The sequence below is a fragment of the Bradyrhizobium sp. MI1.10 genome (assembly GCF_055811035.1).
On the sequence record NZ_JBVVPN010000001.1, the window covers coordinates 345802 to 361056 of the forward strand.

Sequence of the window (15255 nt, forward strand, 5' to 3'; positions counted from 1 at the left end):
GAGATCGGGTTCCTATGGAATCCGGATCAAACCGTCAGCTGCCGCGCCGCCGCCAGTCCGGCCAGCGCCTCTTCCAGCTTCTCGCGATCGAGCGGCTTGATCAGAAACCCGTTCATGCCCGCTTCAAAGCAGGCGTAGCGATCTTCCACCAGCGTATTGGCGGTGAGCGCGAGGATCGGCGTGTGGTGGCCGCCTTTGGCCGCCTCATGCGCACGGATGCGTTTTGTCGTTTCGATGCCGTCGAGCTGCGGCATCTGGATGTCCATCAGCACGAGATCATAGGGCGTGCCGGCCGAGGACGCGCCGAGCCAGGATTCCAGCGCGGCCTCGCCATTGATCGCGATGATGACGCGGTGACCGAGTTTCGTCAGTAGCGAGCGCATCAACAGCGCATTGATCTCGTTGTCCTCGGCGACGAGAACCGAGAGGCCTTTCGCCGGTACCGCGCCGGTGGATGGGGCAGATGGCTCCGGCGCGAGATCGGGCGAGGCGACCTCCGGGGGCAGCGCGAGGCGTGCGGCGAGTGAGGCCGCGCGCAGCGGCTTCACCAGGAAGCCGGTGAAGGCCGGCGAGATTTTCTCGTGGCGCGAGCCGGACGTCAGCAGCACGAGGCGTTGCGTCGCATGGCTGCGTGCGGCTTCGCCGAGGCGGTCGGCAATGGCAGCGCCGAGCGCGCGATCGATGAGCACCGAATGCCATGAGCGTTCCGGCAGCAGCGCTTCCGCCACCGCGGCGTCGGTCACCATGCAGGTCTGGCCGCCCCAGCGCTCCAGCCGCCGCGCGATCAGGGAAGCCTCGATGCCGTCGGCAATCAGCAGGATCGACTTGCCTGTGAGGTCGGGACTCGGGAACGCCGTCTGCTCCGCGCCGGCGGAGGATGATGCCAGCGGGACTGAGACGTCGAAGGTCGAACCCTTGCCCGGCTCGCTCGCGAGCGTGATGCGGCCGCCCATGCGCTTGACGATGCGCTCGCTGATAGCGAGACCGAGGCCGGTGCCGCCATAGGTGCGGGCGACGCGTTCGTCGGCCTGCTCGAATTCGCGGAAGATGCGCTGTTGCGCGTCGGCTGCGATGCCGATCCCGGTGTCGCGCACCAGAAAGCTGATTTCGTTCGGCCAGATGCCGGGCTCGACGATCAGCGCGACGCCGCCGCTCGCCGTGAACTTGATGGCGTTGCCGGCGAGGTTGAGCAGCACCTGGCGCAGCCGCGCGGCGTCGCCGACCACTTCGAGCGGCAGCCGCTCGTCGACATAGGCGGCGATCTCGAGCTGTTTCGCCTGCGCGCGCGGCGCGAGCAGCTCGGTGATGTCCTCGATCAGGGCCGAGAGCGCGAAGGGACGCTGCTCGAGATCGAGCTTGCCGGCCTCGATCTTGGAATAGTCGAGCAACTCCTCGATCAGCGCCATCAGCGCTTCGCCGGAGGTCTTCACGGCCTTGGCGTAGGTCGACTGCTCCGGCGTCAGCGTAGTGTCGAGCAGCAGCCCGCCCATGCCGATGATGCCGTTCAGCGGCGTGCGTATCTCGTGCGAGGCCATCGCCAGGAAGCGCGATTTGGCCCGGTTGGCGGCGTCGGCCTGATCGCGGGCCTCGGACAGCGCCCGCTCGGTCTCGGTGCGGTCGGTGACGTCGCGTCCGACGCTCTGTAATTCGGCAGGCTGGCCGGCGTCGAGGCGGACATAGCCTTCGCGCCAGGCGATCCAGCGCGCGCCGAGCGGGGTTGCGATCTTCTGGTCGTGAATCCGCGTGCCGTTGCTCTCGCGGGCGCTATCGCCCTGCTCCAGCACGTCGAAATCAAAGCGCGTGCCGACCAGCGCGCCGCGCGCCTGTCCGGCAAGCGCGCAATAGGCGTCGTTGGCGAAGGTGATGCGGCCGCCTGTGTCGCGCAGCACGATCAGATCGCCCTGCTGTTCGAACAGGCTGCGAGCGCGCTCCTCGGCCTCCTTCAGCTCCCAATTGCGGTCGATCAGCGTTTCGTTGTGGGCAGCCAGCGCACGCATCCGCTTGTTGACGAAGCGCAGGCGCATGCTCAGCGTGGCGAGGCCGAGGCAGGCGAGCGCGAACAGGAAGCTGACGCCGATCGCAAACGCATTGGGATCGTAGCCGGACGTCTCGGACCGGCTGCCGGAGACAAACCCATAGGCGCCGCCGAAGGTCGCCGAGAAGATCATGAAGGAGCGGATCGCGAAGGCGATTCGTGGGTACTGTCGCCTGAAGCGACGCATGCGCACCTTGATCCGGAACGTCCGATCCATCGCCACCGACCCGACTCTTTTCGTAAAAACCTGTGCTCGCTGTAAACGACGATGTGCCGCCGACCTTGCGAACAGTTTGAGGCCCTGCGACCGCCTCCAAACAGGGTTGACGAGACGTTAACGGCGCAAAGCGAGGCGGCTCAAAGCGAGGCCGCCTGGAGATGGCGGTGGCCGCCGCGGGCGCCGACGATCAGCGCCGCCGCCTCGCGCTGCGAGAAGGTTTTCGAGCGCACATAGACCCGGTAATCCGCCGGCCCCTCGGTGGAGAGATAGACCACCTGACCGCCGTCGACGGGCTGTGCGGCAATCGAGATCAGGCGAGTCGAAGGGTTGGCCTGGCAGGACTCCGATTCCGAACCGGGGCCATCGTCGACAACGGCGAAGTCGGCAGCGTCCGCATCCTCGGTAATCTGAACCCGCACCGTGGCGCGCGCGGGATCGTCGGTGAAGGCGACATGCACGCCGGCGGTCCAGAACAGCGACGTCAGCTCGACCGAGGTGTCGCCGAGGGCGATGCAGGGATGCGAGACCGATCCGATCTCGCTGCGCGCGAACACCGCGGCCGCCAACAGGGGAACAACCGAGGCCAGGATCTTGAAACGCAACATGACACGCTACTCGCCAGGCCCTGTACGGGGAACTGATGGGCCTTATGGTTTGCAGAGCGTAAAGGAAACTCGTTACCGCCGGGTTGATGCCGGTATCTGGGGATGAGAATCTCAGTCGGTTAAGCGCTTCTGTTCGTTTTTCGCTCGACTTCAGTGAGAACCAAATAGCTGTTCTTGCCGAAGCTGATCGCCCACAGCGCTGCCCAGGCGCCCCACCTGTTCCTGACCTCAATCTCGACGATTTGGCCAGGCGTGGTGCGAACGATGAGCGGCTGGCTCCTGCCCCAATCAATGGTCGCCTCGATCGTGCAGGCACCGGCCGGCAGCGTGACCTCCAACGCGTCATTGCGCGCAAGCTTCCCAACGCTGGTCCCGTTGACCCACAACTCGTACGACCTCAGCCGATCGGCATATTGGGACGGGCGGACAAATCTGATGGTGCAGGCATTGACGTCGGTCATGGTTCAATCTCGGGCATGGTGATGTTGTCGAGAAAGCTGCGGCGGCGCATTGCTCAGGCCAACTGGCGCACATCCTCTGCGAGCGCGCGGTAGGACAGCGCTTCGGCCAGATGCAGCCGGCCGATCTTGTCGGCGCCGTCGAGATCGGCCAGCGTGCGCGCCACCCGCAGCACACGGTGATAGCCGCGCGCCGACAGCCGCATGGTCTCGGCGGCGTCGCGCAGCAGCTTCTGGCCTTGCGCATCCGGCTTGGCGATCTCCTCCAGCACCGAGGCCGGCGCTTCGGCATTGGTGCGAACCTTCGGCAGGCCGGCGTCCGCGTAGCGCGCGAGCTGGATGTCACGCGCGGCGGCCACGCGCGCGGCGACTTCGGCCGAGCCCTCCGCCGGCGGCGGCAGGATCAAATCGGCCGCGGTCACGGCGGGAACCTCGATGCGCAGGTCGATACGGTCCATCAGCGGCCCCGAGATGCGGGCCTGGTAGTCGCCGGTGCAGCGATCGATGCGGCCGCGCTTGCAGGCATAGCCGGGCTCGAACGCATTGCCGCAGCGGCACGGATTCATCGCCGCGACCAGCATGAAGCGTGCGGGATAGGTGACGCGGTGATTGGCGCGGGACACCGAGACCTCGCCGTTCTCCAGCGGCTGGCGCAGCGAATCCAGCACGCGCGGATCGAATTCGGGGAGCTCGTCGAGGAACAGCACGCCCTGATGCGCGAGGGAGATCTCGCCTGGCCGTGCGCGCATGCCGCCGCCAGTGAGCGCGGCCATGCTGGCGGAATGATGCGGCGATCGAAACGGCCGCCGCGCCGTCAGTGCGCCGCCCTCGATCTCGCCGGCGACAGAGGCGATCATCGAGACTTCGAGCAACTCGCCCGGTGACAGCGGCGGCAGGATCGAGGGCAGGCGTGCCGCCAGCATCGATTTGCCGGCGCCGGGCGCGCCGATCATGAGCAGGTGATGACCGCCGGCGGCCGCGATCTCCAGCGCCCGCTTGGCGCTCTCCTGGCCCTTGATGTCGCGCAGGTCGAGCGGCGAGGCGGCGGCTTCGTGTACCTTCGGCACCGGCCGCGACAGCACCTGCGTTCCCTTGAAATGGTTGGCGATCTGGATCAGCGAACTTGCGGCGATGATCTGGATGTCCGGGCTCGCCCATGCCGCTTCCGAGCCGCAAGCCGCCGGACAGATCAGCCCCTCCTCGCGCACATTGGCGCCGATCGCGGCGGGAAGGACACCGGCCACCGGTGCGATCGATCCGTCGAGGCCAAGCTCGCCCAGAACCGTGAAGCCGGTCAGCGCATCCGGGGGGATCGCGCCGATCGCCCCCATCAGCCCGAGCGCGATCGGCAGGTCATAATGGCTGCCCTCCTTGGGCAGATCGGCGGGCGCGAGATTGACGGTGATCCTGCGCGCCGGCAGCGCCAGCCCAGAGGCGATCAGCGCCGAGCGGACCCGCTCGCGCGCCTCCGACACCGCCTTGTCCGGGAGACCGACGATCGCGAAGGCCGGCAGACCGGGCGCGACCTGCACCTGCACGTCGACCGCACGGGCCTCGATCCCCTCAAAGGCGACGGTAGAAACCCGCTGAACCATGCCCGAACCAGCCTGCCCTTTTGCACAATTAGGGGTAGCAGAGCGGGCCAGTTCTTGCAAGAACAATACGGGAACGGGTCGAGAGGGCCGGAAGGCCCTAACCGATCGTAAACACGTCGAAGACACTACGCCTCGAATGCAAGCTGCTCTGCTCAGCACATTCCAACGAATGTCCGCTACTCCTAGGCTGCGGGATGGGCCGTGGTCTAACGGGTGAACAATTCAGATGCTTGCAAATCGCCGGAGAAGCGAACGACGGATGTGCACGCGGCTCGCCAAGATTCATTTTGGCGCGGGTTCGCTGCCGCGGGACTGCACGATCACGGATATTTCGGATGGCGGCGTGAAAGTGGTGGCGGAATTTCTGGAAGTGCCGCCGCAATTCACCATCATCTTCGCGCCCGACTATTCCCGGCAGTGCCGCCTGCGCTGGCGCATCGGCTGCGAGTTCGGCGCTGAATTCACCGACTGAGCTTTCGGAAGCGCCCCGCCTTAACGGGACTTTAGCGTTAATCGGTAAGCATCTCTGATCAGTCGCCGAGTGATCAGAGTATGTCCAAGCGTTTGTCCGTCGCCTCTCCTCCGGCGAGATATCTGTTTTCCGCGCTTCTGATCCTGGCCCTGGGCGGCTGTCAGACCACCGGCATCGAGGACATCACCGGCGCGCTCGGCGGAAAGTCGGACTCGGCTGTCAGGGCCGAGGCCAAGCCAGACGTGAGGCCGGACATGGACGCGCTGCGCGAGCGCTATCGCGCCAAGCCTGGCGATCCCAACGTCGCGCTCGAATATGGCAAGGCGTTGCGCCAGACCGGCCAGCGCGCGCAGGCGCTCGCGGTGCTGGAGCAGGCCGTGCTCGCCCATTCCAGCAACAAGGCGCTGCTCGCCGGCTATGGCCGCGCGCTCGCCGACAGCGGCAGTTTCCAGCAGGCGTTCGACGTCCTCGGTCGCGCGCATTCGCCCGAGGATCCCGACTGGCATATCCTGTCGGCGCAGGGCGCCGCGCTCGATCAGCTCGGTCGCAACGAGGAGGCGCAGCAATACTACGCCGCCGCACTGAAAATCGTGCCGGACGAACCGTCGGTGCTGTCCAATCTCGGACTGTCCTACATGCTGCAGAACAATCTGCCGCGGGCAGAGGAAACGATGCGCCGCGCGCACGAGCGCAATCCCGCCGATCTCCGGGTGCGCGCCAATCTCGCGCTCGTGCTGGGACTGGAAGGAAAGCAGGCCGAGGCCGAAACCATCGTGAAGGCGGACCTGCCGCCGGATCAAGCGGCGGCAAAAGTCACGGCGCTGCGGCAGTTGCTGGTGAAGAAGCAGCAGCGGGCGGAGAAGTAACCCGCTCATTCCTGAGCTCGACAGATTGAGCCTCGCCGAGCGCACCGAGGGAGGTGCGTTCCCTCCCCCCTTGTGGGGGAGGGCTAGGGAGAGGGGTAGCCCAGGAAAAAGTGCTGATTGGTGACGATGCATCGATTGGCTGCGCGACGGAAAGAGTCCCCGTGTAGCACCCCCCTCCCTGCCCCTCCCCCACAAGGGGGGAGGGAACGGAGAGAGCTCAGCTCTTGTCCCTACGACGCCTTGCGATGCGGGGCTGACGCGCGCCCCGACCTGCCCTTCAGCTTCTTCAACAGCGGCCCGAGCAGCGAGCGCTTCGGCTTCTTCACCTCGCCCCGCCCGGCGAGGCGGTTCGCCACGTTCTGGAACAGCTCGGTGGTGCGGTGGCTCTTGGAGACCTCCGCGATCATCTGGCCATTGTTGGCCGCGGTCGAGAACAGCTTCGAATCGAACGGGATCACCGCGATCGGCTGGCTCTCCATGGTCTTGGCGAATGCCTTGACCTCGATCTCCGCCCGCTTGGGCATGCCGACCTGGTTGATGCAGTAGAGCGGTGGCCGGTCGTTCGGCCGCGCCGCCTTCAACACGTTCAGCATGTTCTTGGTGTTGCGCAGGTTCGCAAGATCGGGCTCGGCCACGATGACGATGTCGTCCGCGTTGACCAGCGCACGCCGCGTCCAGCCCGACCATTGGTGGGGAACGTCGAGCACGATGCAGGGCGTTGTCATGCGTAGCGTGTCGAACACCGCGTCAAAGGCCTCCGCGCCGAAATCGTAGACGCGGTCAAGCGTGGCAGGCGCAGCAAGCAGGCTAAGACGCTCGGTGCATTTGGAGAGCAGGCGCTCCATCAGGGCCGTGTCCGGCCGATCCTGCGACAGCACGGCATTGGCGATGCCCTGTACCGGGTCCTGGTTGTAGTCGAGACCTGCAGTGCCGAAGGCGAGGTCGAGATCGATCACGACGGAATCGAGCGCGAGGTCGCGGGCGATGGTCCAGGCCACATTGTGCGCGACGGTAGAGGCACCGACACCGCCCTTGGCGCCGACCACCGCGATGACACGGCCGGTGATAATGGTTTCGGACGCCGAGAACAGGCTGCAGATCGAGCGGACGACGTCGAGCGTTTCGACCGGTCCCACCACATAGTCGTTGACGCCGCGGCGGACCAGCTCGCGATAAGGCGCGGTGTCGCTGGGATTGCCGATCACCACCACACGAGTGCCGGGATCGCAGACGCCGGCGAGGTCGTCGAGGCCCTCGAGAATGTCGCGCGTGCCGTCGGATTCGATCACGATGACGTTCGGCGTCGGCATCGTTTCATAGACTTCGATGGCCGCCGCGAGGCCGCCGTCCTTGGCGGTGAGATGCGCCTTGGCGAGACGGCGATCCTGCCCGGCCGCGGTCACCGCGGCGAGCGTCTGCTCGGTCTCGCAAAAGGCCTGCACGGAGATGCGAGGAACCGGCGCAATGTGTTCCTCGGGGTGCTGCGGATCGTCCGCTTCTTCGTCGTGGACGCGTGTCATCTGCCTGTATCGCTGAGTTTGGCCTTGTCGGCGTCTGAATTGGTGGTCGCGATCGGCATGCCCTTGCGATAGCGCTCGAAGGCGATATCACGCCGTGCGTTATAGGCTGGCGTCTCGGACCGCGGCTGCTCGAGGTCGGCTGGATTGTCGATCATTGCCGCGAGGTTGCGCTGGCTGGCGCAGCCCAGATTGAAATAGGGCTGGTTCTCGTTGTAGCCGGGGTCGAGGATGGAGGGGCCGATATCTTCCGGCCACAGCCCGCAGGGGCCGGCGACTGCGGCGATCCGGGAATAGCTCAGGCGGATGGTGGGCAGTAGTCCGGGATCCTCCGGCCGATACGGATGCTGGACGATGGCACGCGAGGGCACGCCGACGGATGCGAGCACGGAACGGATCTCGTGATAGGTCGCTGCCGCCGCGCGCGAATTCGCGGCGTTGACGGGGACGTCGACGACGACCGAGCCGGTGCCTTCGCGCACCCAGTCCCGGGCAATGCCGGCGACGTCCGCGTGCTGCGCGGCCGAGAGGCCGCCGCGAGCCTTGCCGACGAAGATCACGATCGACTTCTTGGCTTCCTCGACCGCGATCGGGTGACGCTGGCGATAGTCGGTCGGCACCGTCTGGGTGACGATCTCGCCGGTGGTGTTGCAGGCGCCCAACATGACGGAGAGCCCCGTCAGCGCCAGCGCGACGCTCAACCTGCGACGTCGATCGGCCATGGTCTTCGTCATCGCTTCATCCCCTCGTGCCCCGTCTCTCGCCCGTCTCTGCCGCTTGCCCCAAGTCGTCCGTTCGTCATCAGTCGATGATGAAGCCGAAATCACCGGGCGTGCCCGCGATCGGATCGACGCGGCGCGCGATGCCATAGAGGCGGTTCATGCGGCCGAGCAGCGCCGTCTGGGCGTCAGAGGCCGGCGCGAAGCCGTCGTCGGGCCGGGACAGTTCCTTCTGAGCCACCGCGCGCACCACATAGGGCGTCACGATCACCATCAGCTCGGTCTCGTTGTTGACGAAGTCCTGGCTGCGGAACAGCGCACCGATGATCGGCACCTGGTCGACGCCAGGCAGGCCGTTGATCGCCTGTTTGGTCTGCTGCTGGATCAGGCCGGCCATCGCCATCGAACCGCCCGAGGGAATTTCCAGCGTCGTTTCGGCGCGGCGGGTCTGGATCGAGGGGATGGTGATCGAGTTGCTCGAGCTCGAGGACAGCGCCTGGGTCACCGTGATGGCGCTCTGGTTCGACAGCTCCGACACCTCGGTCATCACGCGCAGGCTGATCCGGCCCTCGCTCAGTACGACGGGGGTAAAGTTCAGGGAGATGCCGAACTTCTTGTAGGTGATCTGGGTGGTACAAACGTGGGTGACGGGATCGCAGGCGTAGCCCGACGGAATGGGGAATTCGCCGCCGGCGATGAAGGTGGCGGATTCGCCGGAGATCGCGGTCAGGCTCGGCTCGGCGAGCGTGCGCATGACACCGGCGCTTTCCATCGCGCGCATCGTGGCGCTGACGGTCGCGAAGCCCTTGGTGATGCCGGCCACACCTAATCCGTTGTTGCTGACGATCGGTCCGCCGCTGACCGAGAACGGGTTGGAATTGTTGAAGTTCACCACCGCGGTGCCGGCGTTCAGGCTGGCACTGAGATCGACGCCCAGCTGCTTGACGATATCGCGGCGCACTTCGCCGACGACGACCTTGAGCATCACCTGGTCGCGGCCGCGCACGACGATGTTGTTGACCACCTTCTCGGAGCCGCCGACCAGTTTGGCGGCGACGTCGCCGGCCTGCTGGGCCTCGACCGGGCTAGACACCGAGCCGGTCAGCATCACGCTGTCGCCGACGCCTTCGATCTGCACGCCCGGCAGCGCCTGACGCAGCGCCGTGCGCATGCCGTTGAGATCGCGCTTCACCGCGATGTCGTAGGCGGCCACCTGCTGGCCGTCGGCAGCGAAGAACACGACGTTGGTCTGGCCGACCTGTCCGCCGATGATATAGGCGCGTTGGGCCGAGCGGATCACGGCATTGGCGATCTTGGGATCGGCGACCAGCACGTCCTTGACGTCGCGCGGCAGGTCGATGACGGCGGACTTGCCGACGCCGAGCGACAGGAAGCGCGTCTTCGCCGGCACGATCGTCCCGACCGGCGACACATCGAGATCCGCTGCCTGCATCGGCGCCTGGTCGCCGACCGGCGCTTCTGCAGCGCTGACGACATCGGGGGCTGCGAGGAGCCCCAGGATCAGCATCGTCCCCGTCCAGAACGAGCGCGCGCAATTCCCCCGAATGCGCATGCCCGTCCGATCATCCCCGTAGTTCATCATGTCCCCATCACTTCTGTGACGTCAGTTGCCGCGCCTGTACGCCGTAGCGGATCACGTTGATCCCGGCGGACCGCTTGCTCGCCTGGTCCTCGGGCGTACTGTCGACCGAGTTGGCATCGACGATGCTGCGCAGCGCGAGTGTCAGCGTGCCGCCCTGGCGCGCTGCCGATAGCGCGGCGACCTGGTCGGGTTTGAGCTCGAGCGTGACGGTCCTGCCGACGACGGCGTTCTGGCCGTCCTTTTCCTTCGGCGCCTGGTCGATCGCGAGCACGCGGATATTGGTCAGGATCGCTTCGGACAGGATGAGGTCGTTACCGCCGGCCCCGTCAGGATTCTTCAAGCGGCGGGTCAGCACGATGTCGACGCGGTCATTCGGCAGGATGAAGCCGCCGGCGGCAGTCTCGGCTGAAATCTCGGTGGAGACCGCGCGCATGCCCGACGGCAGGATCGCGGCCATGAAGCCGGAGCCGTCGGCCTTGACCAGCTTCTGCTCGCGGATCGGCTCGCCCTGCATCAACGGCACGCGTGCGATCGAGCCTGCGATCTGGATCTGCGCCTCGGGCCTGTTGTCGCGGCGGATGAAGGCGCTGCTCGCGGTCGCCGCCGGCCAGACCTGCCATTGCAGGTCCTCGGGCTTCACGGCCTGACCGAGCTGGATGTCGTTCTTGGCGACCAGGACCTCGACCGTCGGCAGCTTTTCGGCGACAGGAAGAACGGGCGCGGGCTTGTTGTCATAGCCGCTCGCCAGATACGCAGCGACGCCGCCGGCGCCCAGTGCGATGACGAGAACGACAATGCGTGCGGTGTTCATACGCTTCTACTCTTACGCGGGGCACTCGAACCGCACCTGGCGGGTTCCCCGTGTCGATGAGTAGGCAGTAAAAGTATAAGCGGTGTTGCGAGGCCGAATGTGATCGACGGCCGCGCTGTGGTCTTTCGGCAGATGGTGAACGTCGCGTTAGCCGGTCGGCCACTGGCCCCGTAGTTTCACGCAGTCGCGGCCCATGCATTCGAACGATGCGCCGCCGCGTCGTGGTGAATGGGTGGTTAGTGATGGGTGGGGTGATGCTTGGTGCCGGCATGCAGTGAGATGGAAACAACGCGCCACATCACCGCTGTCGTCCTGGCGAAAGCCAGGACCCATTACCACCGCGATGAGTTGTTAAGGAGGTGATCGCTTCGATGTTCGTCAAACTGGCAGCCGGGGTAATGGGTCCTGGCTTTCGCCAGGACGACATTGAGGCTACAAGCCGATGCCTACCTCGCCCGCTTCTGCTCGATCACGTCCCAGAGCTTTGCGGCAACGTCCGGTCCGCCGAGCCGCGCGATGGCGCGGATGCCGGTCGGCGAGGTCACGTTGATCTCGGTGAGATTGCCGTTGATGACGTCGATGCCGACGAACAACAGCCCGCGCTCGCGCAGCGCCGGGCCCACGGTGGCGCAGATCTCGCGCTCGCGCGGCGTAAGCTCGGTCTCCTGCGCTGCGCCGCCGCGCACCATGTTGGAGCGGAGGTCGTCGGCGGCCGGCACGCGATTCACCGCGCCGGCGAACTCGCCGTTGATCAGGATGATGCGCTTGTCGCCGTGCTTGACCTCGGGGATGAACTGCTGGATCACCCAGGCTTCCTTGAAGGTCACCGAGAACATGTCGAACAGCGAGCCGAAATTCATGTCCTGCGGCATCACGCGGAACACCGCCGCGCCGCCATGGCCGTGCAAGGGCTTCATCACGACGGCGCCATGCTTGTCGCGAAACGCGTTGATCTCGTCGAGGTCGCGCGAGATCAGCGTCGGCGGCATCAGCTGCGGGAAGTTCATCACGAACAGCTTTTCCGGCGCGTTGCGCACCGAGGCGGGGTCGTTGACGACGAGCGTCTTCGGATGGATGCGTTCGAGAAGGTGCGTCGAGGTGATATAGGCGAGGTCGAACGGCGGATCCTGGCGGAGCAGCACCACGTCGAAGCCGTTGAGCGCCTCGCGCCTGGGTTCGCCCAGGGTGAAATGATTGCCGGGCTCGTCGCGCACGGTGAGGAGCTGAACCGGAGCGACGATCTCCTCGCCGACCATCGAGAGCTTGTCGGGCGTGTAATAGGACAGGCCGTGGCCGCGCTTCTGCGCCTCCAGGAGCAGCGCAAAGGTGGAATCGCCCTTGATGTTGATGCGGGCGATGGGGTCCATCTGGACGGCGACGTTCAGTTTCATGGTCTGCCTTTCAGGTCGAGGCGTCGAATGCCGCCAACACATGGCGTGGAAGTGACCGCGGCGCAATCAGCATGGCATCGAATCGCATTTCAAATTCCGCATGCTCGGGATGCGCGACGAGCCAGCCTTGCGCGGCATCGATGATGCGCTGCTGCTGGCGCGGCGTCACCGCGAAGGCGGCGTCGTCCAGCGTCGCGCGCGCCTTGACCTCGACGAAGGCGATCAAATTGCGGCGGCGCGCCACGATGTCGATCTCGCCATGCGGCGTGCGGTAACGTTTGGCGAGGATGCGGTAGCCCTTGGCCATGAGATAGGCCGCGGCGCGGCTTTCCGCGGAGATGCCGGTGCGAAACGCGGCGACGCGCTCGGGCGAGGCGATTTTCGGTTCCGTCGGGACCTCAGCCTTCGCCATCGCCGCCCCGCAACTCCTTGGCAAGCTCGAGCGCGCGGGCATAGACATCGCGGCGCGGCCGGCCCGAGAGCGCGACCGCATGCGCCACCGCATCCTTGACGCTGTTCGCGGCGAGCTGCTCGCGCAGGACACCGTCGAGCGCATCCGATGTCAGCATCTCGGCATCCGCCGCAGGCGGAGCGATCACCAGCACGAATTCTCCGCGCGTCTCCAGCGTGTCGGCGCCGCGCGCGAGCTCACGCAACGTGGCGCGCGAAATCTGCTCGTGCAGTTTCGTCAGCTCGCGGCAGATCGCGGCTTCGCGGCTCCCCATGATCTCGGCAAGCTCGGCGAGCGTGTCCTGCACGCGGTTGCCGGAATCGAACATCACCAGCGTCGCATCGATGCGCGCAAGCTCAGTCAGGCGAGATCGTCGCGCCGCCGATTTGGCCGGCAAAAACCCTTCGAAAAAGAAGCGGTCGGTCGGCAGCGCGGCGACCGACAGCGCCGCCAGCACCGAGGACGGACCGGGGAGCGCGTAGACCGCGTGGCCGGCGGCGCAGACCTCGCGCACCAGCTTGTAGCCGGGGTCCGAGATCAGCGGCGTGCCGGCATCCGACACCAGCGCGATCGAGCCGCCCTGCGACAGCCGTTCCAGGATCTTCGGACGGGCCGCTTCCGCATTGTGCTCGTGATATTGCTTGAGCTGCGCGGAGATGTCGTAGCGCTCGGTCAAACGCCGCGTGATGCGGGTGTCCTCGCAGGCGATGACATCGACCCCGGCGAGGGTCTGCAGCGCCCGCAGCGTGATGTCGCCGAGATTGCCGATGGGGGTCGCGACCAGGTGCAGGCCCGACGCGGCCTTCGGCGCGACAAGCCGATGGGCGTCGATGGAGAAACCGCGCGAGGCGGGCTCCGTGATCTCGGGTGTATTTATCGGGGACGGCTTTGCGCGCATAATCAAACGAACTTAGGCATGATCCCCGGAGCTGGGAACCGGTCCCCGAAAAAAGATCGTGCCTGGGCAAGGGGCGACAAGGGGCGAGGAAGGACTGGAATGTGATCCATTCGGCATCACATACCGCAGGGAATGAAGCGTCAGCGCCATATTCGTGGCGGAAACGCCGCCTTGATGCTGGGTGACGGACGGCGGACAGCTAGCAGAACTTGAGAGGAAGCCGCGTTAAGCGGGCATTATCCTTTTGTTTGAGTTAACTATTTGCCGACAATATGCCTGAATCCATGGCCGGTGTCGTGGAAAGAATGTCGTGACCGGCTGGCGACGGTCGGTCGGAAGAGAAACTGTCATGACGGGCCCACGTGATCCCAGATCTTCCTTTTCGGAGGAGTCTCCCGTTCAGGGGCCCCTGATGTCAGGGGCGACCCGGCGAAGCGCGCTCGGCTTGTTGCTCGGCGCGCCGCTGCTGTCGGCCTGCGCCGGCGTGCAGCAGAGCCTGAGCCAGTTCTCCAATCCGTTCAGCAGCTCCTCCCCGCCTCCGGCCCAGCCGGCCGGCCCGCCGCAACAGGCGACGACCGCCGGCACCGGCGGGGTGAAGGTTGCCGTGATCCTGCCGCTCTCGGCATCCGGCAATGCCGGCCTCGCCGCGCAGTCGATGCGCAACGCCGCCGAGATGGCGCTGGCCGAGTTCCAGAATCCCAACATCCAGCTCCTGATCAAGGACGACAATGGCAGCCCGCAGGGCGCGCAAGCGAGTGCGCAGCAGGCGGTGGACGAGGGCGCCGAGATCATCCTGGGGCCGCTGTTCGCGCAATCAGTGCCTGCGGTGGCGCAGATCGCGCGCACGCGCGGGATCCCGGTGATGGCGTTCTCGACCGATTCCAGCATTGCCGGCCGCGGTGTCTATCTGCTGAGCTTCCTGCCGGAGTCCGACGTCAATCGCATCGTCGAATATTCCGCCAGCATCGCAAAGCGCTCCGTCGCCGTGCTCGTGCCCGACAATGCCTATGGCAACGTGGTCGAGGCCGCGGTGAAGGCGGCCGTGCCGCGCCGCGGCGGGCGCATCGTCGCGTTCGAGAAATACGGCGCCGATCGCGCCACGCCGGCCCGGACCGTTGCGCAGCAGCTCGGCAGCGCCGATGCGCTGTTCATCGCCGATGACGGCGACGCCGTCGTCGCGGTCGCCGATGCGATGAGCGCGGCGGGGGCGAATCTGCGCAATATCCAGCTGCTCGGTACCGGCCTGTGGGACAGTCCGCGCGTCTATGCCAGCTCCAACTTGCAAGGCGGCCTCTACGCCGCGCCGGACCCGGCCGGCTTCCGCGCCTTCTCCGGCCGCTATCGCACCAAATATGGCGCGGAGCCCGTGCGCACCGCGACGCTCGCCTATGACGCCGTCGCCCTGGTCGCCGCGCTGGCGCGCACGCAAGGCACGACGCGCTTCTCATCCGACGTGCTCACCAATCCGTCCGGCTTTGCCGGCATTGACGGCCTGTTCCGCTTCCGCGCCGACGGCACCAACGAGCGCGGCCTCGCGGTGATGAAGGTCACGACGGGCGGCGGCGTGGCCGTGGCGGGCTCGCCGAAGAGTTTTGGGGCGTAGTTCAAGATGAC

14 protein-coding genes are annotated in these 15255 nt (G+C 66.1%); 3 read left to right on the forward strand and 11 right to left on the reverse strand.

Annotated features, from left to right (window positions below; all coding sequences use genetic code 11):
• Positions 1-26: 26 nt before the first annotated feature.
• The 4 genes from AC0L3K_RS01545 to AC0L3K_RS01560 all read right to left on the reverse strand — a co-directional run bounded on the left by AC0L3K_RS01545 (position 27) and on the right by AC0L3K_RS01560 (position 4913).
• A complete protein-coding gene (locus AC0L3K_RS01545; RefSeq protein ID WP_473365437.1) occupies positions 27-2252 on the reverse strand; it encodes a PAS domain-containing hybrid sensor histidine kinase/response regulator in 2226 nt (741 codons plus the stop codon).
• Positions 2253-2392: 140 nt separating this feature from the next.
• Positions 2393-2860, reverse strand: a complete 468-nt coding sequence (locus tag AC0L3K_RS01550) for a hypothetical protein (RefSeq protein ID WP_007598455.1) — start codon at positions 2858-2860, stop codon at positions 2393-2395.
• A 119-nt stretch (positions 2861-2979) separates the two neighbouring features.
• Positions 2980-3321 carry a hypothetical protein gene (locus AC0L3K_RS01555; RefSeq protein ID WP_354127084.1) on the reverse strand — a complete coding sequence of 114 codons (342 nt, stop codon included), beginning with the start codon at positions 3319-3321 and terminating at the stop codon, positions 2980-2982.
• A gap of 53 nt (positions 3322-3374) precedes the next feature.
• Complete coding sequence (locus AC0L3K_RS01560) at positions 3375-4913, reverse strand: YifB family Mg chelatase-like AAA ATPase (RefSeq protein WP_247429433.1); 1539 nt, start codon at positions 4911-4913, stop codon at positions 3375-3377.
• 226 nt (positions 4914-5139) lie between these two features.
• Here AC0L3K_RS01560 and AC0L3K_RS01565 point away from each other — a divergent pair, with 226 nt between their 5' ends.
• Positions 5140-5385 carry a PilZ domain-containing protein gene (locus tag AC0L3K_RS01565; RefSeq protein WP_007598461.1) on the forward strand — a complete coding sequence of 82 codons (246 nt, stop codon included), beginning with the start codon at positions 5140-5142 and terminating at the stop codon, positions 5383-5385.
• An 80-nt stretch (positions 5386-5465) separates the two neighbouring features.
• Positions 5466-6251, forward strand: a complete 786-nt coding sequence (locus AC0L3K_RS01570) for a tetratricopeptide repeat protein (protein WP_354200294.1) — start codon at positions 5466-5468, stop codon at positions 6249-6251.
• Positions 6252-6481: 230 nt separating this feature from the next.
• On the opposite strand, the gene AC0L3K_RS01575 is transcribed toward AC0L3K_RS01570, so the two are convergent.
• From AC0L3K_RS01575 to rsmI, 7 genes are all read right to left on the reverse strand, one after another.
• The gene (locus AC0L3K_RS01575) at positions 6482-7771 is read right to left on the reverse strand and encodes a CpaE/TadZ family protein (RefSeq protein WP_354172003.1); all 1290 of its coding nucleotides are present in this window, start codon (positions 7769-7771) and stop codon (positions 6482-6484) included.
• Entirely contained in the window at positions 7768-8502 is a 735-nt protein-coding gene (locus AC0L3K_RS01580) for a CpaD family pilus assembly protein (RefSeq protein WP_473365412.1), read from the reverse strand. The genes AC0L3K_RS01575 and AC0L3K_RS01580 overlap by 4 nt, the downstream gene beginning before the upstream one ends.
• Positions 8503-8569: 67 nt before the next feature.
• Positions 8570-10087: a type II and III secretion system protein family protein gene (locus AC0L3K_RS01585; RefSeq protein ID WP_354200389.1), complete on the reverse strand. Its 1518-nt coding sequence runs from the start codon at positions 10085-10087 to the stop codon at positions 8570-8572.
• 10 nt (positions 10088-10097) lie between these two features.
• Positions 10098-10901, reverse strand: a complete 804-nt coding sequence (cpaB, locus tag AC0L3K_RS01590; RefSeq protein WP_007598472.1) for a Flp pilus assembly protein CpaB — start codon at positions 10899-10901, stop codon at positions 10098-10100.
• 446 nt (positions 10902-11347) lie between these two features.
• Positions 11348-12292 carry a glutathione synthase gene (gene gshB / locus AC0L3K_RS01595; protein WP_007598473.1) on the reverse strand — a complete coding sequence of 315 codons (945 nt, stop codon included), beginning with the start codon at positions 12290-12292 and terminating at the stop codon, positions 11348-11350.
• 10 nt (positions 12293-12302) lie between these two features.
• Entirely contained in the window at positions 12303-12704 is a 402-nt protein-coding gene (locus AC0L3K_RS01600; RefSeq protein ID WP_007598474.1) for a YraN family protein, read from the reverse strand.
• Positions 12691-13641, reverse strand: coding sequence for a 16S rRNA (cytidine(1402)-2'-O)-methyltransferase (gene rsmI, locus AC0L3K_RS01605; RefSeq protein ID WP_219681937.1), 951 nt, complete (start codon positions 13639-13641; stop codon positions 12691-12693). The genes AC0L3K_RS01600 and rsmI overlap by 14 nt, the downstream gene beginning before the upstream one ends.
• A 349-nt stretch (positions 13642-13990) precedes the next feature.
• On the opposite strand from rsmI, the gene AC0L3K_RS01610 reads away from it, so the two are divergent.
• A complete protein-coding gene (locus AC0L3K_RS01610; protein WP_473365413.1) occupies positions 13991-15244 on the forward strand; it encodes a penicillin-binding protein activator in 1254 nt (417 codons plus the stop codon).
• Positions 15245-15255 lie beyond the last annotated feature (11 nt).